This is a genomic window from Faucicola osloensis (assembly GCF_020041925.1).
GTDB classification, from domain to species: domain Bacteria; phylum Pseudomonadota; class Gammaproteobacteria; order Pseudomonadales; family Moraxellaceae; genus Faucicola; species Faucicola osloensis_D.
The window spans coordinates 2,282,626-2,303,665 of record NZ_CP083409.1; the positions used below are offsets into that span (position 1 = coordinate 2,282,626).

General features: G+C 44.8%; 20 protein-coding genes. 10 read left to right on the top strand and 10 right to left on the bottom strand.

The window, feature by feature from the left end; translation table 11 throughout:
• The first annotated feature begins 1 nt into the window (after nucleotide 1).
• Together LAJ61_RS10125 and LAJ61_RS10130 are read left to right on the top strand one after the other, a co-directional pair.
• Nucleotides 2–1,300, top strand: a complete 1,299-nt coding sequence (locus LAJ61_RS10125; RefSeq protein ID WP_224053806.1) for an adenylosuccinate synthase — start codon at nucleotides 2–4, stop codon at nucleotides 1,298–1,300.
• A 56-nt stretch (nucleotides 1,301–1,356) separates the two neighbouring features.
• Nucleotides 1,357–2,085 (top strand): sulfite exporter TauE/SafE family protein, encoded by a 729-nt coding sequence (locus tag LAJ61_RS10130; protein ID WP_224053807.1) that lies wholly within the window; start codon nucleotides 1,357–1,359, stop codon nucleotides 2,083–2,085.
• A 4-nt stretch (nucleotides 2,086–2,089) separates the two neighbouring features.
• Here the strand turns inward: LAJ61_RS10130 and LAJ61_RS10135 are convergent, their stop codons facing one another.
• From LAJ61_RS10135 to LAJ61_RS10150, 4 genes are read right to left on the bottom strand one after another with little or no spacing between them, the layout of a single operon-like run.
• Nucleotides 2,090–2,716 (bottom strand): LysE family translocator, encoded by a 627-nt coding sequence (locus LAJ61_RS10135; protein ID WP_224053808.1) that lies wholly within the window; start codon nucleotides 2,714–2,716, stop codon nucleotides 2,090–2,092.
• A 41-nt stretch (nucleotides 2,717–2,757) separates the two neighbouring features.
• Complete coding sequence (locus LAJ61_RS10140) at nucleotides 2,758–3,576, bottom strand: ABC transporter permease (protein ID WP_224053809.1); 819 nt, start codon at nucleotides 3,574–3,576, stop codon at nucleotides 2,758–2,760.
• A complete protein-coding gene (locus LAJ61_RS10145; RefSeq protein WP_224053810.1) occupies nucleotides 3,573–4,289 on the bottom strand; it encodes an ABC transporter ATP-binding protein in 717 nt (238 codons plus the stop codon). The genes LAJ61_RS10140 and LAJ61_RS10145 overlap by 4 nt, the downstream gene beginning before the upstream one ends.
• Before the next feature lie 57 nt (nucleotides 4,290–4,346).
• A complete protein-coding gene (locus tag LAJ61_RS10150) occupies nucleotides 4,347–4,955 on the bottom strand; it encodes a cob(I)yrinic acid a,c-diamide adenosyltransferase (protein WP_224053811.1) in 609 nt (202 codons plus the stop codon).
• Between the two features lie 107 nt (nucleotides 4,956–5,062).
• Between LAJ61_RS10150 and cysS the strand changes: the two genes are divergently transcribed.
• The 4 genes from cysS to pdxH all read left to right on the top strand — a co-directional run bounded on the left by cysS (nucleotide 5,063) and on the right by pdxH (nucleotide 10,457).
• Nucleotides 5,063–6,511 carry a cysteine--tRNA ligase gene (gene cysS, locus LAJ61_RS10155; RefSeq protein WP_224053812.1) on the top strand — a complete coding sequence of 483 codons (1,449 nt, stop codon included), beginning with the start codon at nucleotides 5,063–5,065 and terminating at the stop codon, nucleotides 6,509–6,511.
• Between the two features lie 237 nt (nucleotides 6,512–6,748).
• Entirely contained in the window at nucleotides 6,749–8,215 is a 1,467-nt protein-coding gene (guaB, locus tag LAJ61_RS10160; protein ID WP_036597454.1) for an IMP dehydrogenase, read from the top strand.
• A 201-nt stretch (nucleotides 8,216–8,416) separates the two neighbouring features.
• Nucleotides 8,417–9,772 carry a phosphoglucosamine mutase gene (glmM, locus tag LAJ61_RS10165; RefSeq protein WP_224053813.1) on the top strand — a complete coding sequence of 452 codons (1,356 nt, stop codon included), beginning with the start codon at nucleotides 8,417–8,419 and terminating at the stop codon, nucleotides 9,770–9,772.
• Nucleotides 9,773–9,797: 25 nt separating this feature from the next.
• Nucleotides 9,798–10,457, top strand: a complete 660-nt coding sequence (gene pdxH, locus LAJ61_RS10170) for a pyridoxamine 5'-phosphate oxidase (protein ID WP_135888045.1) — start codon at nucleotides 9,798–9,800, stop codon at nucleotides 10,455–10,457.
• 57 nt (nucleotides 10,458–10,514) lie between these two features.
• Here pdxH and LAJ61_RS10175 read toward each other — a convergent pair whose 3' ends face one another.
• A complete protein-coding gene (locus tag LAJ61_RS10175; RefSeq protein WP_224053814.1) occupies nucleotides 10,515–11,234 on the bottom strand; it encodes a Bax inhibitor-1/YccA family protein in 720 nt (239 codons plus the stop codon).
• A 201-nt stretch (nucleotides 11,235–11,435) separates the two neighbouring features.
• On the opposite strand from LAJ61_RS10175, the gene LAJ61_RS10180 reads away from it, so the two are divergent.
• Complete coding sequence (locus tag LAJ61_RS10180) at nucleotides 11,436–12,368, top strand: NAD(+) kinase (RefSeq protein WP_224053815.1); 933 nt, start codon at nucleotides 11,436–11,438, stop codon at nucleotides 12,366–12,368.
• A 49-nt stretch (nucleotides 12,369–12,417) separates the two neighbouring features.
• On the opposite strand, the gene LAJ61_RS10185 is transcribed toward LAJ61_RS10180, so the two are convergent.
• Nucleotides 12,418–13,749 carry a lytic murein transglycosylase gene (locus LAJ61_RS10185; protein ID WP_224053816.1) on the bottom strand — a complete coding sequence of 444 codons (1,332 nt, stop codon included), beginning with the start codon at nucleotides 13,747–13,749 and terminating at the stop codon, nucleotides 12,418–12,420.
• A 253-nt stretch (nucleotides 13,750–14,002) separates the two neighbouring features.
• On the opposite strand from LAJ61_RS10185, the gene ppnP reads away from it, so the two are divergent.
• Nucleotides 14,003–14,290: a pyrimidine/purine nucleoside phosphorylase gene (gene ppnP / locus LAJ61_RS10190; RefSeq protein ID WP_036597446.1), complete on the top strand. Its 288-nt coding sequence runs from the start codon at nucleotides 14,003–14,005 to the stop codon at nucleotides 14,288–14,290.
• A 66-nt stretch (nucleotides 14,291–14,356) separates the two neighbouring features.
• Here ppnP and LAJ61_RS10195 read toward each other — a convergent pair whose 3' ends face one another.
• Nucleotides 14,357–15,337: a pirin family protein gene (locus tag LAJ61_RS10195; protein WP_224053817.1), complete on the bottom strand. Its 981-nt coding sequence runs from the start codon at nucleotides 15,335–15,337 to the stop codon at nucleotides 14,357–14,359.
• Nucleotides 15,338–15,495: 158 nt separating this feature from the next.
• On the bottom strand, nucleotides 15,496–17,451 hold the full coding sequence (abc-f, locus tag LAJ61_RS10200; RefSeq protein ID WP_224053818.1) for a ribosomal protection-like ABC-F family protein: 1,956 nt from the start codon (nucleotides 17,449–17,451) through the stop codon (nucleotides 15,496–15,498).
• Between the two features lie 104 nt (nucleotides 17,452–17,555).
• Here abc-f and LAJ61_RS10205 point away from each other — a divergent pair, with 104 nt between their 5' ends.
• Nucleotides 17,556–17,831 carry a SlyX family protein gene (locus tag LAJ61_RS10205; protein ID WP_224053819.1) on the top strand — a complete coding sequence of 92 codons (276 nt, stop codon included), beginning with the start codon at nucleotides 17,556–17,558 and terminating at the stop codon, nucleotides 17,829–17,831.
• Between the two features lie 164 nt (nucleotides 17,832–17,995).
• Here LAJ61_RS10205 and LAJ61_RS10215 read toward each other — a convergent pair whose 3' ends face one another.
• Both LAJ61_RS10215 and LAJ61_RS10220 read right to left on the bottom strand, forming a co-directional pair.
• The gene (locus LAJ61_RS10215; RefSeq protein WP_007116753.1) at nucleotides 17,996–18,166 is read right to left on the bottom strand and encodes a hypothetical protein; all 171 of its coding nucleotides are present in this window, start codon (nucleotides 18,164–18,166) and stop codon (nucleotides 17,996–17,998) included.
• Between the two features lie 82 nt (nucleotides 18,167–18,248).
• Entirely contained in the window at nucleotides 18,249–19,346 is a 1,098-nt protein-coding gene (locus LAJ61_RS10220) for a 3-deoxy-7-phosphoheptulonate synthase (protein ID WP_224053820.1), read from the bottom strand.
• Between the two features lie 304 nt (nucleotides 19,347–19,650).
• On the opposite strand from LAJ61_RS10220, the gene lpxB reads away from it, so the two are divergent.
• Entirely contained in the window at nucleotides 19,651–21,039 is a 1,389-nt protein-coding gene (gene lpxB / locus LAJ61_RS10225; RefSeq protein ID WP_224053821.1) for a lipid-A-disaccharide synthase, read from the top strand.
• Nucleotide 21,040: the final 1 nt, after the last annotated feature.

Below are 21,040 nucleotides of genomic sequence, written 5' to 3' on the forward strand. Positions count from 1 at the left end.
CATGAAACATACGGGAAAAAACGTCGTTGTCCTTGGTAGCCAGTGGGGCGATGAAGGTAAAGGCAAAATCGTTGACTTATTGACTGAAAAAGCCAGTGCGGTGGCGCGCTATCAAGGCGGTCATAATGCCGGTCACACTTTAGTCGTTGGCGGTAAAAAAACCGTATTACATTTGATTCCATCGGGTATTCTACGTGAAGGCGTCACTTGCTATATCGGTAATGGCGTGGTGCTAGCCCCAGACGCGCTACTAAAAGAAATGCAATCACTGGTTGAAGCAGGCGTGCCTGTGCGTGAGCGACTCCGTATTTCGCCCAACTGCCCACTGATCATGCCACAGCATGTAGCGCTTGACCAAGCCCGTGAAATCAAACGCGGCAACAACAAAATTGGCACGACCGGTCGTGGTATTGGCCCTGCCTACGAAGATAAAGTAGCGCGCCGTGCGTTGCGTTTTGCTGACTTGTTGCGAGCTGACTTTGCCGATAAATTAAAAACCAACCTTGAGTACCATAACTTTGCCTTGACCCAATACTATGGGGTGGACGCAGTCGATTTTGATGCGACCTTAAAGTTGGCAGAAGAATGGCGTGATGCGCTAAAAGACTTGGTGGCTGATGTGACGGGCGAGCTTGACAAGCTATGCAAAGAAGGCAAAAACTTAATGTTTGAAGGTGCGCAAGGTACATTGCTTGACGTTGACCACGGCACTTATCCCTTCGTTACCAGCTCAAATACCACAGCTGGCGGCGTGGCGACAGGTACCGGTCTTGGACCCTTGTACTTTGACTACGTATTGGGTATCACCAAAGCTTACACCACACGCGTGGGCGCGGGTCCTTTCCCAACTGAGCTATTTGATGATATCGGTGAGCACATCGGTACTGTGGGTCAAGAGTTTGGTGCTACCACGGGCCGCGCCCGTCGTTGTGGTTGGTTTGATGCAGCGATTCTACGCCGTGCTGTGGTACTAAACTCACTATCTGGCATCTGCTTGACCAAGCTTGATGTGTTAGATGACCTTGATCAGCTCAATATCTGCACGGGTTATGAGTTGCCAAGTGGTGAGGTTTGCGGCTCTAGCGATGCGGAGTTTTACGAGAATGTCAAACCCATCTACGAAACTTTGCCAGGATGGAAAACTAGCACTGTGGGTGTGACAGAGTATGACAAGCTACCTGAAAATGCCAAAGCTTATATCAAGCGCATTGAGCAGCTTATCGAGTGTCCCGTTGACATTATCTCAACAGGTCCTGACCGTGCCGAAACCATCGTGCTACGCGACCCGTACGATGCTTAACCCTTATTCATCAAAAAACCCGATGTGACATCGGGTTTTTTATTTTAGGGTAAAAAATGCTGAATGATAGTTTACTCGCCTTAGCCAATTTATTAACCTCTGCTCTAACCGCTATCACAGGGGTGGGCGGCGGCATGATACTCATTGGACTAATGCCATTTTTTGTGCCTGCAGCAGCGATTGTACCAGTACATGGCGTGACCCAACTGGTCAGTAATGCCACGCGCGCTTGGTTTGGGCGCGATGCCTTAGACTTTACCTATTTTTGGCAATTTTTGGCGGGCTCATTGACGGGACTGTTGGTATTTGGCATGTTAGTACGCTTTATCCATTTAGAGCTTATTCCGTTATTTATCGGCATTTATATTTTACTAATAACTTGGTCAAGCACTTTTAACCGAGTGATTCGCCGTTTTGAAAGTTTCTTTTTGGTCGGATTTGCACAAACGGGCTTGGGCGTGTTTGTTGGCACACCTGGTCCACTCAATATCGCCATGCTCAATAAGTACTATGATGATAACAATGTCGTCGTTACCACGGGCGCCTTGATGATGACGGTGGTGCATACCGCTAAGTTGCTAGTTTATGTGGCGATGGGATTTGTGTTTGCCGATTATTGGCAGTTGCTAGTGATGATGGTCATCATGGCAACCGTGGGCTCATGGCTTGGCACTCGACTACGTTATAAAATCCGTTTAGACTGGCTAGAAAAAATCCTGCCGTATCTACTCACCCTCATAGCACTCAAATTGATTGTCGATATCGCCCGCCGCTATTTTTTTTGAACCGCTAATGCCAAAAAATCTCAGTGATGAGCGCGATGGCAATGATGATAAATATCAACCCACATAATTGATTAAGCCACATCAAGCGATTGCCCAATTGCAGCCAATCCGACAGTTTTTTGCCGCTCATGGTATAAACCAGCTGCCACGTTATCTCAATCATAAAAAACCCCACCGTGAGTATGAGGTATTGCGGCAGTAAAGGCGCGGAAAAGTTGATAAATTTGGGAAAAAATGCGGCAAAAAACAAAATCGCCTTGGGGTTGGATAAAGACACCCAAACCCCTGTTTTAAACAGTTGCGCGGGGGTCGGTATGACCTGTAACTGGTCACTGTGCAATTCGCTGTCAGCTTCGCGCCAAGATTTCACCCCAAGATAGGCTAAATACAGCGCGCCAACGACTTTGATAATGGTCAGCAAAAAAGGCGCGTTGGTACTGATAAGCCCTAGCCCTAACAGTGACGTTGTCAGTAATATAAATAAACCCATGCTCAGCCCTGCTAACGTCCACAGGGTTTTTTTGATGCCATAATTGACACCAAATTGGAACGCTAACAGCATATTAGAGCCAGGCGCTGCTGAGATAAGGCAAGTACTGATTAAAAAAAATAAGAAATTTTGCAGGGTCATTAGAATTTATAGTAAATAAGTGAAAGATAGCGATGCAACGGTTAATGAGAAGTGTTGGCAGTGGGTGGGATGACAAACTGCCATTGCGGGTTAAAAAACCGTCGAAACATCAGCAAAGTCGCTATTGTACACCCTAAGGTACTGCTGGTGGCAATTAAAAACAGAGTAATAATTTGATAAAGCACGGCCTGGTGGGGGTCTGCGCCTGCCAAAATTTGTCCTGTCATCATACCCGGCAAGCTCACTACCCCCACCACCATCATGCTGTTAATCGTCGGTGTGATGCCATTTTGAATGGCAGCAATGACATAGGGTTTTGCAGTTTCCCAAGGCGTGGCGGACAATGCCAAATAAGTATTAATCATACTTTGTTCGCGATGAAAACTGCTGACGAGTTGATTCATAGAGAGTGAGACAGCAGTCAATGAATTACCTAAAATCAGCCCCAATAATGGTATCATCACTTGCGGTCGAAACCACGTAGCCGCGTTGTCTGACAACACCCACCAACCACCAAATATAGCCACCACCCAACTACTGACAAACACCGCCAATGCTGTATCCCAAAATAAACCTTGATAGGGTTTATTAACCCGATTTTTGGCAGCGATAGTGGCGACAATCGACATAAAAGTCAAAATCGCCAACACTTCATACCATTGCTCTCTGGCAAAAATCCACGCAAGTACCAGTCCAATTAGGCTTAATTGAACCACGGTGCGAAAACTTGCAATGAGCAGGGATTTGACGATACCCAATTTTAACCAAACACTGATTGCCATCACCAGTAATAATGCAAGGCTTGCCAGCGCTACTTGTAGGTAGGATATAGGCGGCATGGTGCTGGCTAACATCATCATGGCTGATTGCCTTGTGATACGGATGCGCGTATTTTGCTATCGATTGTTAACTCGTCATTCATCAATTGACCATCAGCCATCGTCCAGTGGCTAGTGCCAATCGCCAATAAGCGCTGAATTTGGGTCGGTTCATGGCTGATCCACACGACGCTGGCATTGGGGGTGGATTGATACCAGTGGTTAATCAATGTTTCGACTTGGTGGGTGGTAATGGTATCAAGGGAGGCGGTAGGTTCGTCGAGTAATAAAATGGTCGGGTGCAACTGTAGCGTGCGTAATAAATTGACAAGCTGTTTTTCGCCACCCGATAAGCTGCGGCTATCTTGCTGTAAAAATTGCGGTGATTTGCCAAGGTAAACTAGCTGCTGCTCGTGCCAAGATACATCGAGTTTTTTGTCTTTATAAAGTGCAAAGCTAAAGGGCAGAGCTAAGTTATCTAAGACGCTGCCCTCAATCATCTCACTTAATTGTGCAATATAGGCAACCTGTGAGCGCCAAATAGCCGGTGTCAAATCGGTCAAATTTTTGCCGTTTAACGTGATGTGACCTGCTGATATAGGTAATAGGCTCGATAGCAGCTTTAACAATAGCGATTTGCCACTGCCAGACTGTCCCGTGATGACAATAAAGTCATGGTCATGGATTTCACCTGAAACATGATTAACGAGTGTTCGATTGTCGATTTGGTAAGACAGTTGGCTAAATTGCAGCATGGCTTTTTAAAGTATAGTTTTTTTAATGGACAGCGTTTTTAAATTATCATGATAGAGTTATGACAGGGTGGTTTTATCCCAAAGCACTTCTTGACCGTCATCCAACCGAGCAACGACACGCGCCAATACAAACAGCCAATCGGACAGACGATTGATAAACTGTAGACTGAGTGGTGAGACATTATCATCCCGCAAGTTTAATGCCACGAGTAGGCGCTCAGCATCTCGGCAATAACAGCGAGCGATATGCACTTGGCTGGTCACAATGGTGCCTGCAGGCAAGATAAAATCTTTGAGCGGTGGTAAGTGGCGGTTCCACTCATCAATTTGATTTTCCAGCTCCGTCACATACTCTGCCAAAATCCCGCGGTATTCGGGCATGGCAAGTTCACCCCCTAGATTGAAAAGCTGGTGCTGCAAGCGGCTTAGCTTAGCATCAAATTGGGCGTGGTTGGGTTGGACATGGTTGGGTTGGTCTTGGCTATTTTGAGTATGGTTAAATTTCGTAAGATAGCCCCGCAATAAACCGATTTGGGAGTTTAATAAGTCAATTTTGCCCATGGCGTCAAAGCGTAAGTCTGCCTTAGACACCCGTGAACCATCCGCCATGCCAGTGGTGCCGTCATCGCCCGTTCGGGTGTAAATCTTTGATAATCGATTGCCCATTATAGAGACCTTAAAGTGTGAAATATGCCAAATCATAGCACTTTTAACAAAATTTCGGTATGATAACCGATTGTCTTTTTTACCCAACTTGCAAAGGTGACTATCCCATGACACAGCTGACACAGCCCATGCCGATTACCATATATGACTCGATGAGTGGGCAAAAACGCCCATTCACGCCCTTAGAAGCAGGCAAAGTTGGCATGTATGTCTGTGGGATGACGGTGTATGATTATTGCCACATTGGTCATGCGCGAGTTATGGTCGGCTTTGACGTGGTCGTGCGCTGGCTGCGTCATATTGGCTATGATGTCAACTATGTGCGTAATATTACCGATATTGATGACAAAATTATTAACCGCGCTAAGGATAATGGCGAAAGTATCTATCAGTTGACAGACCGCTTTATCAAAGCCATGCATGAAGATGCTGATAATCTGGGCTGTGAGCGTCCTAACAGTGAGCCAAAAGCCACGGATTTTATCCCACAGATGCAGCATCTAATCCAAACGCTGGAAAGCAAAAAGTTAGCCTATCAAGGCGCAACAGGCGACGTCTATTATGCGGTCGAAAATTTTGCTGAGTATGGCAAACTCTCAAAACGTCGCCTAGCTGATATGCAAGCAGGTGCCAGTGAGCGGGTAAACGTTGAGACAGACAAAAAAAATCCGTTTGACTTTGTATTGTGGAAATCTGCCAAACAAACAGAGCCGTCTGAGACCAAATGGCAGTCACCTTGGGGTGTGGGTCGCCCAGGTTGGCATATCGAATGTTCGGCGATGAGTACCTGCTGCTTGGGCGACACCTTCGATATCCACGGCGGCGGACATGATTTGCAGTTTCCGCACCACGAGAACGAAATTGCCCAATCTGAAGGCGCAACCGGTAAAACCTATGCCAACAACTGGATGCACGTGGGCTTTATCAATGTTGACGGCGAGAAAATGTCAAAATCACTGGGTAATTTCTTTACCATTCGCGATGTGATGGGGCAGTTTCACCCAGAGACCATTCGTTTCTTTATTTTATCCAGTCATTATCGCAGTCCGGTGAATTTTTCAGATAGCGCGCTTAAAGAAGCCCAAACCAGCCTCACACGTCTATATCAAGCATTAAAATCTGTAGAAAATCTCACTGAACTAGCGGGCGAGACTGACAAAACCCCATTTGAAACCCCATTTAATCAAGCGATGTGCGATGATTTTAACAGTGCAGGGGCGGTGAGCGTATTATTTAGTCTGGCGCGTGAAATCAACAAAGCAGTCAATCTCGAAACCGCTGAAGGCAATGCCCAAGCGCTGGCGTTGGCAACATTGCTAAAAGATTTGGCACAACCGCTCAATATCTTACAGCTTAATCCAACCAATTTTTTACAAGCGAAAGTGGGCGAAACTAACGGTTTAAGTGATAGCGAGATTGAAGCATTCATCGAAGCGCGCAAGCAAGCCAAAACGGACAAAGACTTTGCCAAAGCTGACCAAATTCGTAATGATTTGAAGGCGCAAGGTGTTGAACTAGAAGACGGTAAAAATGGCACGACATGGCGCCGTGTTTAAGCTGATTTTAACCTGTCACCATTTAAATGGCTTGATAAAATAACCGATTTTAGCTAGAATAGACGGTTAATCAAAAACTAAACGATGGTGTCAATTGAACATACCAATGACAACACGCTAAATCCAAAGGCTGGGCAGGGAACTGTTCAGCCTTTTGCGGTTTTTTGGCTGTCAAATTTTTCACCACGACAAAATTTTAATTACTATTTAACTACTTTTAACTGCTCCGAGGTCTTTATGTTACGAATCGTTGATGAAGCACTTACCTTTGATGATGTGCTGCTACTACCTGCTTATTCTGAAGTCTTGCCTAAAATGGTAGATTTAAAAACCCGTTTGACGCGCGGTATTGAGCTAAATTTACCCATCGTATCTGCTGCGATGGATACCGTGACTGAATCGCAAATGGCGATTACCATTGCCCAGCTTGGCGGTATGGGTATTTTGCACAAAAACATGGACATTGATTTACAAGCCATGCAAGTACGCCGGGTGAAAAAATTTGAAGCTGGTACGGTTGTTGATCCTATCAGCGTATCACCCGATACCAGTGTTGGCGAATTGCTTCGCATCACCAAAGAAAACAAAATCAGCGGCGTGCCTGTGGTAGAAGGTAATCAAGTGGTCGGTATCGTCACCCACCGTGATATCCGTTTTGAAAATAACCTAAGCCAGCCTGTTCGCAATATCATGACCCCAAAAGAAAAATTGGTGACAGTCAAAGAAGGCGAGCCGACAGAGAATATCAAACGTTTGCTACACGAACACCGTATTGAAAAAGTGATTGTTGTGGACGACAATTTTCAATTAAAAGGCTTGATTACTGTCAATGACTTCACCAAAGCTGAAAACAACCCAAATGCTTGCCGCGATAGCAAAGGTCGCCTACGTGTTGGCGCGGCAGTGGGTACGGGCGCAGATACCGAAGCTCGCGTTGAAGCGCTCATTGCTGCCGATGTGGACGTGATTGTCGTAGATACCGCACATGGTCATTCAAAAGGCGTCATTGATCGCGTGGCTTGGGTGAAAAAGAACTATCCAAACATCCAAGTGATTGGCGGTAATATCGCCACCGCTGATGCGGCACTAGCGTTGCGTGATGCGGGTGCCGATGCGGTCAAAGTGGGTATCGGTCCGGGCTCTATCTGTACCACACGTATCATCGCAGGTATTGGCGTGCCGCAAATTTCAGCGATTAGCAACGTGGCTGATGCCCTAAAAAATGACATTCCACTGATTGCCGATGGTGGTATCCGTTTTTCAGGCGATATGGCAAAAGCGTTAGCAGCGGGTGCCTCTTGTATCATGGTGGGTTCTCTACTTGCAGGTACTGAAGAAGCGCCAGGGGAAGTGGAACTATTCCAAGGTCGCTACTACAAAGCCTACCGTGGTATGGGTTCGCTCGGTGCTATGTCAGGACAAAATGGCTCATCCGATCGTTATTTCCAAGACGCCAAAGAAGGGGTAGAAAAATTGGTACCCGAAGGTATCGAAGGTCGCGTCCCTTACAAAGGCCCAATGAACGGTATTATCAACCAATTAGCCGGTGGTTTACGTTCTTCAATGGGTTATACAGGCTGTGCCAATATTGAAGAAATGCGTAGCAAACCACAGTTTGTGCGTGTGACTTCGGCAGGTATGAAAGAATCTCACGTACATGACGTGCAAATCACCAAAGAAGCACCGAATTACCGTGTAAACTAAGTGATACGTTGATTGTGCTAAAACTGGGTTAACTACCCAGTTTTTTTTATAGCCCAATTTATCGCCCAAAGTTTTTATAGCCTAAAGTAACAGGCTCTGCCATGACCCATAAAAATAAACAGATATCGCAACATGCGTGAAATTTTGCTATGCTAAAATTTTATATTGTAATAACAACAACGGGCGACAAAGGAGAGTTAAATGAGTTACTTTGGTACTGATGGTATTCGTGGTAAGTTTGGGGAATTTCCGATACATCCGCAGTTTTTAATCAAATTAGGCTATGCCACGGGTAAAGTGCTGCTAGCCAACCAAGCAGCCCTGAATGAAAATCATCGTCCCAATGTCGTCATTGGTAAAGATACGCGACTCTCTGGCTACGTTATTGAAGCCTGTCTGCAAGCAGGATTTAACGCCGCAGGGGTAGATGTGCATATGCTAGGCACTATTCCAACCCCTGCCATCGCGCATTTGACCCGAAGTTTTCACGCTGATGCGGGTGTAGTGATATCCGCATCCCACAATCCGTTTTATGACAACGGTATCAAATTTTTCTCCAATGAAGGCAAAAAACTGTCAGATGAAATTCAGCAAGCCATCAATGAAAAAATTGATGAAATCAAAGATATCAATGTCGTCATTGACGCCCCAGAAGCGCTAGGCAAAAGTTATCGTGTGGAGGATGCCAAGGGTCGCTATATCGAGTTTTGTAAGGGCACTTTCCCCTATAATCTCAATTTAAATGCGCTAAAAATCGTCGTTGACTGTGCCAATGGGGCAGGATACAGCGTCGCACCCCGTGTATTACGTGAGTTAGGTGCGACCGTAATTGCCATTGGTGATAAACCCGATGGCATTAATATCAACGACAATGTCGGCTCTACCCATCCTGCAAACTTGCAACAAGCGGTGCTTGACCATGATGCCCAAGTGGGTATTGCTTTAGATGGCGATGGCGACCGTATCATCATGGTCAATGAAAAAGGCGAGTTGGTTGATGGTGATGGCATTTTATATATTTTAGCCACCCAAGCAGAGCAACAAGTCGATGGCGTGGTAGGTACCTTGATGACCAACATGGGTCTGCAATTGGCGTTTGATAAAGCGGGCATTGCCTTTGAGCGCGCCAAAGTCGGCGACCGCTATGTCATGCAAGGACTGGAGAAAAATGGCTGGGTACTGGGCGGTGAGTCATCGGGTCATATTTTAACGCTAGATAAAGCCAGTACGGGCGATGCGATTGTGGCAGGTTTACAAGTGCTTGCGGTGATGGCGCAGAGCAAACAATCATTATCAGAGCTGATGAAGGGTTATACGCAGCTACCACAAAAATTGGTCAATGTCAGATTGGCGCAAAAACAAGATCCCTATACCTTCCCAGAATTGGCAAATGCGTTTAAAGCTGCCGAAGAAAAATTGACAGGACGGGGTCGTTTACTGATTCGTCAATCAGGTACAGAGCCATTGATTCGGGTGATGGTCGAAAGCGATGATGAAATTGAGTGCGATATGCTAGCCAATGAACTTGCTGAAAAAGTACGCCAAGTGATGGCGTAAAGTTGACATTTCATAAGGATAAAAAATGAGTATTGATTTTACCAGTCAACGATTATCGTATGAGCAAGGCGAGCTTATCGAATCACACTTGCCAGAGCAGCCGTTTGGCTTATTACAAACTTGGGTGCAGCAAGCGATTGATAGCAAGCAGGGGGAAGCGTATGCGTTTTCACTGGCGACTTGTGGGCGTGATATGCAGCCAAGTGTGCGCACATTACTGATGCGTGAAATTATCCAATTGGATAACACGGGCATTGGACTCGTGTTTTATACCAATTACGACAGTGCCAAAGGCTGTGATTTGGCGACCAACCCCAATGCTGAAGCATTATTTTTTTGGCCAAGTCTAGAAAGACAAATCCGTCTTACCGGCGCTGTACAAAAGGTTAGCCGTGAACAATCCGCCCAGTATTTTCATAGCCGTCCGCGTGATAGCCAACTAGCCGCTTGGGTCAGCGAGCCACAAAGCAGTGTGGTTGCCAGCCGCGAGGTAATGGAAGACAAATTTGCCCAATTAACTGCGCAGTATGGGGACAATCCAATCCCTTTACCAGAATTTTGGGGAGGCTATCTGCTGACGGTAGAAAAAATCGAATTTTGGCAGGGTAGAGCCAATCGTATGCACGACCGCATCGTCTATTCGCTAGATGGCGAGCAATGGGTGATGGAACGCTTATTACCTTAAACTGCAAGCCATAAAAAAACACGGTACTTTAAACCGTGTTTTTTTATTTAATAAAAATTAGTTTTGCAGTGAACGCAGTAAACGCACAAATTCAATATACATCCAAACGAGTGTTGACAAGATACCGACGCTTAGTAGCCATTCATTGCTTTCATCCACCCCTGCGGCATAGGCTCGCTCAACACTATCAAAATCTAATAACAAGCTAAGTGATGCAATTACAATCACCAGCAAGCTAAAACCAATACCCACCACGCCACCGCTAAACAAATACGGCAGTGAGCTACCAAATAGGCTAAACCCGATTTGTACCAGATACACCAGCATAATAGCAATCACAGCCGACATCATCACAGAGCGAAATTTTTGGGTGACTTTAATCACGCCACTGCGATAAAGCGCCAGCATCACGGCAGCGGTCACAAAAGTTGCGACCAACGCCGTCGGAGCAACTGTGGGAAACTTAATACTAGCAAACAGGGAAATCGCGCCAATCACGATGCCCTCTAAAATGGCATAGGGAATTGCCAGTGTTTTAGCTATGTGGGGTTTTGAGATAATTACCATACTCAATACAAAAGCCACCAAGATACTGGCTAAAGCCGCTACACTAACAAAACCTGAAGTGACGCCACTAGCTAGGCAATAGCCAAAGAATCCAACACCCGATAAGGTCGTCAAACCTAACAGAAAAGAGGTTTTTCGGATGACCCCTTTGACCGTCATCGGTGTCGTACTAACCGCAAGTTCAGCGCGAGATATAATCGGATTTGCCATACAAATTTGCTCCCAAGCGTTAAAAAATTCCAAAAGTTAGCTAAATATCAATTACGTTAAATTAGCAGATAGCAACGAGTTTGTATACATTAACTGCACAACGAAGGTTAGCAATTTTGTAATATAAAATACTGATTGGGCATAACGTGCGCCAGTAAGCTGTGATAAAATAGTTCAATCTTTATCAGTTAATTTTCTGCTATGACGTCCACACTTATTCCCAATCCTGCCTTTGGGCGTATCGGCATTATGGGTCGTGCCAACAAGCCAAGTGTCATTCAAAGTATTTACCAAATTTGTGACTTTTTTCATGAGCAAGGGTTGCCTTTATTAATTGACCATCAGACGGCACGGTTGCCGGCATTGGATTTTGCACGTCTGGGCGAGATTGCTACGATTGAGCGCAGTTTGCTGGGCGGTGCTTGTGATTTGGTCATTGTGGTCGGTGGTGATGGCTCGCTGCTACATGCGGCGCAAGTACTGGTCAAACACAAGGTGCCAGTAGTGGGGGTGAACCGCGGACGTTTAGGGTTTTTAACGGACATTTATCCTGATGATTTAAACGTAAAATTGACCAGTATTTTACAAGGTCATTATCAGCTTGAAGATAGATTCTTGCTAAAGATGGAAATCCGTCAAGGTGCGCATGTGATTTATGAAGATATGGCGCTCAATGACATTGTGCTGCATGCAGGCAAATCAGTGCATATGCTAGATTTTCATTTAAAAATTGATGGGCTTAATGTCTATCGTCAGCACAGTGATGGTCTGATTGCCTCCACACCGACGGGTTCCACCGCTTATGCACTATCAGGTGGCGGCCCGATTATTCATCCTAGTATGGATGCCATTTGTCTAGTGCCCATGTATCCACATACCTTATCAAGCCGCCCGATTGTGGTTAGCGGCAATAGCGAAATCAAAATCCGCATCCATAAAGATAATCGCACCCAGCCGATGGTGAGTGCAGATGGGAAACCGTCGGTGCCCCTTAACCAAAACCAGCGCTTAGTGATTCACAAGCATCCGAACAAACTCACGTTATTACACCCACCTGGGGTGGATTTTTTTGAAGCTTGCCGTACCAAACTCGGTTGGAATAGCTACGCTGAAGAATTTAGTATGGATAATTAAATAAAAAAGCCACCTGAATCATTCGGTGGCTTTTTTATGAAGAAATGCCTTAATTAATCAGCCCGCTTGCTGAGCGTTTTGAGATAAATCCATCTGGGATTTGGTTATGGTCGGCTTGCCAGCGCTGAAATGCCAATTTGGTATTGGTGCCTACGACGCCATCTGACCCTTTGGTATCATAACCCATTGCCGTCAAACGCTGTTGCAGTTGGCGTACTTCATAAGTAGCAAGTGGCTGCTCATAGCGTGGCCAAGATTGCTGTAAGCCTGGCTGCCCGATAATGGCTTTGGCAAGTAAGCTCACCCCCATAGCATAATTGGAGGAATTATTGTATACCTTAATGGCATCAAAATTTTTGGTTAATAAAATCGCAGGACCCTCTTTACCCGCAGGGAGCCACAATTCTGCTATCGCATCCATCGGCGCATTTGGGGTAATAAATTGAACACCTAAATTTTGCCAGTCCGCCATGGTTTTTTTGGTACTGACTTGGCGATAATCAAAACCATTTGGTAATCGTACTTCATAGTACGAGCCCATACCACGTTGCCAGCCGGCATTTTTGAGATAGCTTGCGGTAGAGGCTAACGCATCAGCTGTATGCCAAGGGTTACGATGACCATCACCATTGCCATCTACTGCTTCATCTAACCAAGTTTTGGGAATAAATTGGGTATGTCCCATGCCACCTGCCCAAGAGCCGCGCAGTTGCGACCAATCAATATCACCACGCTCAAGCAGCGACAACAGCGCTAGTAGCTGATCCTCTGCAAAACTGCGGCGACGACCATCATATGCCAGGGTCGCCAAACTATTGACCAGTGATGAGTTGCCTGTGCCTTGACCATAAGAAGATTCCATGCCCCAAATGGCAGTCACAATAGAGGCCGGCACACCATACTGATTTTCAATGCGATCAAGTAGGGCGCTTTGGCTGGCAAAATTGCGCTGACCCCCACTGACACGACCACTCGATGCGGCACCATCGATATATTCCCAAGGCATTTTGGCAAATTCGGGCTGTCCTTTATCCAGTGACACCACTTGCTCGCTGTAGTTGGCACTAGACAGCAAGCGTTCAACATCAGCACGGGGGTAACCTTTTTGCACGGCGCGTTCAATAAAATCTGATTTCCACTGATAAAAGCTGCTGTATTGATTGGTTGGAACAGTCACAGGTGGCACGGGCGTGACCTTCGGGGGTACTGTAATCACCACAGGGGAAGTCGGCAACGTACCTGGTAATTTTTGGGGTTGGGTCTGAATAGGTGCTGATGAACAAGCTGCCAACAAGGCCGCCAAGCTGACAGGTAATGCCAGTTTTTGACCACCCAAACGATGCGACAAAGAGATGATAGACGAAGAATATTTAACATACATAGAGCAATAACCTCAATTAATACAAGCCAAATGCGTACAAACATAACAACTGTGGTAAAAAATTGAATATAGCACAAAAATATGAAATTTTAGTTGTTAAGGAATAATTGATATAAAAATACTACAAAAATTGCGGTAAAAGTATTTGCCAAATTTTGGCAGTTTTGCCAGCGTTTTTTGGAAAATAGGATTGATAATTGGTCAAAAAAGTTTATGATAATCGGTTTATACTAGCTAATTTTGAGGAGTAAATATGCTAAAAGTCAATCAATATTTTGATGGGAATGTGGCATCAATCGGTTTCCAAACAGCCACCCTACCTGCGACCGTGGGTGTGATGAAAGTAGGCGAATACGAATTTGGCACGAGTCAATTTGAAACCATGACCGTCATTAGCGGGGCAATCTCAGCACTATTGCCAAACCAAACTGACTGGCAAACTTTTAAAGCCAATGAAACCTTTACTGTCGATGCTAACCAAAAATTCAAGGTAAAAATTGACGAAGAAACGGCTTATCTATGCACTTACCAAGATAAATAATCAAGATAAATTAGTAATAAAAAAGCGATATCAAATCCATGATATCGCTTTTTTTAGCCGAAAAATTTATTGAATACCGCCGAATTTTCCCGCATTAAAATCTAAGATGGCTTGACGGATTTCGGCTTGACTATTCATCACAAAGGGGCCGTAACCCACCACAGGCTCATTAATCGGCTCACCACTCATCAGCAAGATTTTCGCTCCCGCTTTGCCCGCCGTTAAGCGTACAAAATCTTCGCCCGTCTCGCCACTTTCAATCTCAAAAGTGATTAATTGATTGGCGTGTGCTTGCTGGTCGTGATCAGCGTTGATAATAACATCGCCTTGCATCGACAATAATAACAAATTGTGAGTGCGAGAAATCGCGACTTCTACTGAGCGATTGGGTTCAATACTGATATCCCACAAGTTAATAGGGGTAAAAGTCGTGCCAATGCCGCGTGTCTTATTGTCACCCTGCTGATGGGCTTTGGCATTGACAGTAGGGGTAAACTCCCCAGCAATTACCTTAACTTGTCCTGCATGCAGTCCTTCATCATCATGCAGACTGACCACCGGCATGTCATCATTGGCAAGATGTTGGTATTTGGCAGGCGTGGCTTTATCTTTGGCAGGTAGATTGACCCAAAGCTGTACCATGCTAAAATCACCGCCTGCTTGGCTAAATTCAGGGGAGTGAAATTCCTCATGAATCACGCCATTGCCCGCCGTCATCCATTGCACGTCACCTGTCTTAATAGTACCGCCACCGCCACTAGAATCACGGTGGGACACTTCACCTGCATAGGCGATAGTTACCGTTTCAAACCCTTTATGCGGATGTTGTCCGACACCGCGCGGCGCTTGAGCATTGGGTTCAAAATATTGTGTTGCTGCATAGTCGAGCATTAAAAAAGGATCGGTGCGTTTATCACCCACCATGTGATTGAACATCGGGTTGACATGAAAACCATCACCGACCCAATGGGGGCGTGGGGCGGCATGAATTTTATCCACTTGTCGGTAAGTTTTATTGCTATTTTGCTTGCTATTTTGCATGGCCATGACTTATCTCCTTATTGATAGTTATAATTATAGGAGCAAAAAGGCTATTTTCAAGTATAAATTATATTATATTGGCGATTGTAAACATTAACTAATATAAAAGATAAAAAAAGGCAAAGTTAATTGCTAACATTGCCTTTATAAATTGTTTAATGATTTTAATCATCAAGTTCTGACCAGCGCGCCATTTTTTCAAGTAGCAAATCATCAATCTCGTTGAGGCGTTCACTGGCTTGGGTAGCGGCTGCTATATCACTCACAAACCAGCTGCCATCGGCTAATTTGTCTTGAAGTTCAGCTTGCTCTTGCTCCAGTAGCGAGATTTCATCGGGGAGACTGTCTAATTCGCGCTGCTCTTTGTAGCTCAGTTTTTTCTTCACCGTATCAGTTTTTAGTGCAACAGTGTTAATGGCTTCTTTGGGCTTTACTGCTGTCTTTTCTGATTTGTCTGCTTTGGGTTTAATCGCTTGTTCACGGGATTTTTGCGTCAAATAGTCTTGATAGCCACCGACATATTCTTTGACAATACCATTGCCATCGCTATCTTCATCAAATACCCAAGTTGATGTTACGACATTGTCCATAAAGGTACGGTCATGGCTAATCAGTAAGATGGTGCCATTAAAGCTATCGACGGCTTCTTCTAACAGCTCTAGGGTTGCCATATCTAAGTCGTTGGTCGGCTCATCAAGTACCAAGATATTTGCAGGTTTTAGTAGCTGTTTGGCTAGCAAAACGCGGTTACGCTCACCGCCTGACAAGGCTTTGACTGGCGTTCTGGCGCGTTCTGGGGCAAATAAGAAATCTTGCAAATAGCCGATGATATGTTTCTTTTTGCCCGCCACTTCTACAAAATCAGAACCTTCCGCGACGTTTTGTACCACGGTCGCTTCTAGATCAAGTTGGTCACGCAGTTGGTCAAGAAAGGCGATTTGTAGATTGGTGCCTAATTTTACTGAGCCAGATTTGGTGATATCAGGCTGCGGAATATCCAAAATCGCATGAATGAGCGTGGATTTGCCAACACCGTTTTTACCGATAATACCAATACGGTCACCACGCATGATGCTGGTGGTGAAATCTTTTACCAAGGTTTTATCGCCATAACCTAGATTGAGATGTTTGACATTGGCAACCAATTTGCCGCTGTTGTCGCCATCGTTCATGCTGATATTAACTTGTCCGACTTGCTCACGGCGGGATTTACGTTCTTCACGCAGCGCCTTTAACGCGCGCACGCGACCTTCATTGCGGGTGCGGCGCGCTTTGATACCTTGACGAATCCACACTTCCTCTTCAGCCAGTTTTTTATCAAAATTGGCATTGGCTTTTTCTTCGGCACTCAGTTGTTGTTCTTTAAGTTCTTGGTAGCGAGCATAGCCTTTATTGACATTACCTGCTTGCTTGGTAACGTCATAACTGCGTAGAATACCGCGGTCAAGTTCGACAATGCGAGTGGCGATTTTGTCAATAAACGAGCGGTCATGCGAGATGAACAGCAGGGTCAATCCTTGCGCGTTTTGCAAAAATTGCTCAAGCCATTCGATACTTTCGACATCCAAATGGTTGGTCGGCTCGTCAAGTAGTAGCACATCAGGTTTGGTAATCAGCGCACGCGCAAGCAGTACACGGCGTTTGCGACCGCCCGATAATTCACTAATATCGGCATCGCCGTCCAAGTTCATCATGGACAGCATGGTCTGTACTTCACGGCTCAAGTCCCACCCATGGGCATCATCAATTTTATGCTGCAAATCTGACATCAATTCGCAGGCTTTCATGTCACCGCTGGCACATTTATCACTGGCTTGCTCGTAGGCTGTCAGCCATGTTGCCACATCGCCTGCACCTGCCATAACGATGTCGCTGACTTTACCCGACGTTTCTGGAATGTCTTGCTCGAGCATGGCAATTTTCAGATTGCCACTAATTTGGAATTCGCCACTGTCAGCCTTGACTTGACCGCTAATCACCTTAAACAAAGTTGATTTACCTTCACCATTGCGCCCAATCAAACATACGCGTTCGCCTTGTTCGATATTAAAATCAATACCGTCCAAAATCGGTGCAATACCAAATGCCAAATGAATATCTCGTAAATGAATCAGTGCCATAACTTTCTCAAAGTTTAGTAAAAATGTTTGTATAATAGGAAAATGCGGCTATTGTAGCAGACTTTATGGCAAAAAATTGTGGGGAAACTTATGAGGCATTCTAAATGAGCGAAAAAGATCACCAAAAACAGGCAAGCGATGAAAATGGGTTGGTTACCATGGTGGAAAAATTAACCCAAGAGTTGATTGATTTACAAACGCAAGTGCTGTTTATGGAAGATACGTTGGATAAACTTGATAATATCGTCACCGAGCAAAGCCAGTTGATTGCTGACCAACAACGGCAATTACAGCTACTTTATCAAAAATTGGAAACTCAAACGCAAGGCTCGCAAATCCAGCCGTTTGATTTGTTAAGCGATAAACCGCCGCATTATTAACCTAGTCTACTGCTCAATGCATATTGAGAATAAAGGATATCGGCGAACTCGGATTCAGTCACTTCCCCGATAACTAAATCTCGCATCGCATCGGCTAACAAAATGTGGTCAATCGTGATTTCATCATCGTTCAGCGACAAATACTCTAAAGAAAATTAAATTCATTACATATCTGCTAGGCGTTTAAAGGTTTTGTTATGAGTGCGTAGAACTAGTTTGGTTTCCGATTTGATAATTTGCATACCATAAATACCTGACAAATCAAGTTTTTTAGTGGGCTTAATGGCAGGACGTTCTACGATTTTGACGCCATATTTTTCCAATTTTTCGCTCATGTTTAGACCCTAATTTCATCAACAAAAAAACCGCTACAAATTCATTATAGCGGTTAATTAAATTTATTCAAATGCTAAAGACTTAATCATTCAACTCGCGAGTGGGCAATATATCTTTTACCGCATCACGTAAATCATGCATCGCTTTGACCGTGGTATCCCAATCGATACAGCCATCGGTAATAGACTTGCCATATTCTAGTTGGCTCAAATCCGCGGTCAAATCTTGACGACCGCCTTTAAGATGACTTTCAACCATCATCCCAATAATCGAGCGATTACCATGTTTGATTTGCTCAGCGATATTTTGAATGACCATCGGTTGCAGGTAAGGGTCTTTATTTGAATTGGCATGGCTTGAGTCAATCATGATTTTGCCTGAGACTTTACCTTTGGCAAGTTCATTTTCTGCTTGGGCAACGGCAGTGGCATCATAGTTAGGTTTGCCATTACCGCCACGAAGCACCACATGACCGTATGGATTACCTTTTGATTTGATAATCGACACCAGACCATCGGCAGATAGACCTAAAAAACTATGACCAGATTTCACTGCTTGCATGGCATTGACAGCCACTGTCATACCGCCGTCTGTACCGTTCTTAAAGCCAACTGGACAAGACAGGCCTGAAGACATCTCGCGGTGAGTCTGACTCTCAGTGGTACGTGCGCCGATGGCTGACCAACTGATTAAATCTTGGATATACTGCGGCGTATTGGGATCAAGCGCTTCGGTTGCACAAGGTAAGCCTTTTTCATTCAAATCAAGCAGCAGTTTGCGCGCAACATGCAAGCCTTTATTGATATCAAAGCTATCATTCATGTCTGGGTCGTTGATTAAGCCTTTCCAGCCCACCGTGGTACGCGGTTTTTCAAAATACACACGCATCACAACATAAATACTGTCTTCAATTTCTTTGGATAAAGCCAACAGTTTATCGGCGTATTCATGCGCAGCGTTGACGTCATGAATCGAGCAGGGACCAATCACCATCAATAAACGTTTATCTTTACCGTCTAAAATATTACGCACGGTTTCGCGACCTTTGGTCACCGTCTCGATAGCTTTGGGGCTCAATGGTAGTTCGTTTTTTAATTCCGCAGGCGTTACTAGCGGTAAAATTGCTTCAATATTCACATTATCTACATCAGCGATATCAGTTTTGGCAAAAGTTGTCATAATTCTCACAGGCTGTTGGCAAAAATTTAAAAAATCACTATAAACCAAAAAATTTATAATGTCATTACTTGAGTCAGTAGGAAAGCCTACTTTTAGTTTGGCAGTTGATAAAATTTTTTGTCAATGTTTAAAGTCTGTTTGGAATCTGCATATCCTACAACAACAGTATAACAACTATTGTATCAGTATACTAGTACAAAATAACAAATAACTGTCATTTAAATTTTTTGATGGTTTTACTTTTCATCTGTTTACCCCTAAAATATTTTTTTAAAATTATAACCAAACAAGGCTGTTTAATCCCATGTACGCTAACGCCCCTGCACAAACCATTTCAGACCTTGCTGCAAACGCCACACTCGCAACCGATATTGCTAACCCAAGCGCAGCCAGCTTTTATAACGTCAGTGAAGCGAGCTTTTCTAACCTAAGTGAACAGAATTTGCCGCAAAACGTTGCTAAAACCAAGTTCCAGCCGATTGTCATTGGTATCGTAGCAGGCGAGGTCTCAGGCGATGCGCTGGGTGCAGACTTCATGCGCCAGATGAATAATTTGCGTGATGACATTGTATGGGTGGGCGTGGGTGGCGCACAGATGCAGGCGCAAGGGCTTAACTCAGTGATTGACATGTCTCGTCTGTCGGTGATGGGCTTGGTGGAAGTGGTCAAGCATTTGCCAGATTTGTTTAAAGCACGCGATGAGATTTTGGCAGCCTTTAAACAAAATTCAATCGATATTTTTGTCGGCATTGATGCGCCTGATTTTAATTTGAGATTGGGGGAGCGGTTAAAATCAGCGGGTATTTATTGTGTGCAATATGTCAGCCCATCGATATGGGCATGGCGGGAAGGGCGAATCGAGAAAATCAAACGCGCCACCAATTTGGTGCTGTGTTTGTTTCCGTTTGAGTTATCTGTTTATCAAAAACATGATCATCCCGCCGTGTGTGTCGGGCATTCACTCCTCAAAACCATTAATGACAATTTGCTTACAACGCCCATGGACGAACTGCGCCGTGAGTTGATTTGGGATAATCCCACCTACCATCAGTTTTTTGTCAAAATGGGCGAGCTTGAGATGAGTCATCTCATTGCAGTGATGCCAGGCTCAAGACGCAGTGAAATCGATGCGATTTTTCCAAAAATGCTCAAAGCCATTCATCAACTGTTGATTATGGATGATAAGCTATGCTTTATTGTGCCAACGGTCAACCAACATCTACTGACTATCGTAGAGCAATATCTGGAAGCCCAGTCAGCGCAGGTGCGCCATCATGTCACTGTCAGCTGTGATGAAACACAAGCGGATTTTAGCCAACGGGTGATGGCGGCGTCAGATTTGGTACTGCTCGCATCGGGTACCGCCACGCTTGAAGCTATGCTACTGGGTAAACCGATGGTGGTGGTATATTCACTCAATAAAATGACCTTTTGGCTGGCAAAACGCCTAGTCAAAGTACCGTATGTGGCATTGCCTAATATTTTGGCAGGGCGAGAAATCGTACCGGAATTGCTACAAGAAGACGCCAACCCAGACAATATTTGCCGTGTGGTACAGCAATCATTAAAAGTTAAAAACTATAATGAGCAGCTGCGAGATTTGCGGCAAACGTCAGAATGGCTGCGTGAGCAAAGCAACATCGACCCCGCCAATGCGGTGATTGACAGTTGGCTTAATTGGAAAAGGCAATAAC

What these genes read in the sequence shown, in the direction of transcription:
- LAJ61_RS10175 (WP_224053814.1), bottom strand. Translation starts at nt 11,234, where the DNA reads ATGGCAAATCCGATTATATCTCGCGCTGAACTTGCGGTTAGTACGACA.
- LAJ61_RS10195 (WP_224053817.1), bottom strand. Translation starts at nt 15,337, where the DNA reads ATGGCCATGCAAAATAGCAAGCAAAATAGCAATAAAACTTACCGACAA.
- ppnP (WP_036597446.1), top strand. Translation starts at nt 14,003, where the DNA reads ATGCTAAAAGTCAATCAATATTTTGATGGGAATGTGGCATCAATCGGT.
- LAJ61_RS10205 (WP_224053819.1), top strand. Translation starts at nt 17,556, where the DNA reads ATGAGCGAAAAAGATCACCAAAAACAGGCAAGCGATGAAAATGGGTTG.
- LAJ61_RS10215 (WP_007116753.1), bottom strand. Translation starts at nt 18,166, where the DNA reads ATGAGCGAAAAATTGGAAAAATATGGCGTCAAAATCGTAGAACGTCCT.
- LAJ61_RS10135 (WP_224053808.1), bottom strand. Translation starts at nt 2,716, where the DNA reads ATGACCCTGCAAAATTTCTTATTTTTTTTAATCAGTACTTGCCTTATC.
- pdxH (WP_135888045.1), top strand. Translation starts at nt 9,798, where the DNA reads ATGAGTATTGATTTTACCAGTCAACGATTATCGTATGAGCAAGGCGAG.
- lpxB (WP_224053821.1), top strand. Translation starts at nt 19,651, where the DNA reads ATGTACGCTAACGCCCCTGCACAAACCATTTCAGACCTTGCTGCAAAC.
- LAJ61_RS10220 (WP_224053820.1), bottom strand. Translation starts at nt 19,346, where the DNA reads ATGACAACTTTTGCCAAAACTGATATCGCTGATGTAGATAATGTGAAT.
- abc-f (WP_224053818.1), bottom strand. Translation starts at nt 17,451, where the DNA reads ATGGCACTGATTCATTTACGAGATATTCATTTGGCATTTGGTATTGCA.
- LAJ61_RS10185 (WP_224053816.1), bottom strand. Translation starts at nt 13,749, where the DNA reads ATGTATGTTAAATATTCTTCGTCTATCATCTCTTTGTCGCATCGTTTG.
- LAJ61_RS10180 (WP_224053815.1), top strand. Translation starts at nt 11,436, where the DNA reads ATGACGTCCACACTTATTCCCAATCCTGCCTTTGGGCGTATCGGCATT.
- cysS (WP_224053812.1), top strand. Translation starts at nt 5,063, where the DNA reads ATGACACAGCTGACACAGCCCATGCCGATTACCATATATGACTCGATG.
- LAJ61_RS10145 (WP_224053810.1), bottom strand. Translation starts at nt 4,289, where the DNA reads ATGCTGCAATTTAGCCAACTGTCTTACCAAATCGACAATCGAACACTC.
- LAJ61_RS10150 (WP_224053811.1), bottom strand. Translation starts at nt 4,955, where the DNA reads ATGGGCAATCGATTATCAAAGATTTACACCCGAACGGGCGATGACGGC.
- LAJ61_RS10140 (WP_224053809.1), bottom strand. Translation starts at nt 3,576, where the DNA reads ATGATGATGTTAGCCAGCACCATGCCGCCTATATCCTACCTACAAGTA.
- guaB (WP_036597454.1), top strand. Translation starts at nt 6,749, where the DNA reads ATGTTACGAATCGTTGATGAAGCACTTACCTTTGATGATGTGCTGCTA.
- LAJ61_RS10125 (WP_224053806.1), top strand. Translation starts at nt 2, where the DNA reads ATGAAACATACGGGAAAAAACGTCGTTGTCCTTGGTAGCCAGTGGGGC.
- LAJ61_RS10130 (WP_224053807.1), top strand. Translation starts at nt 1,357, where the DNA reads ATGCTGAATGATAGTTTACTCGCCTTAGCCAATTTATTAACCTCTGCT.
- glmM (WP_224053813.1), top strand. Translation starts at nt 8,417, where the DNA reads ATGAGTTACTTTGGTACTGATGGTATTCGTGGTAAGTTTGGGGAATTT.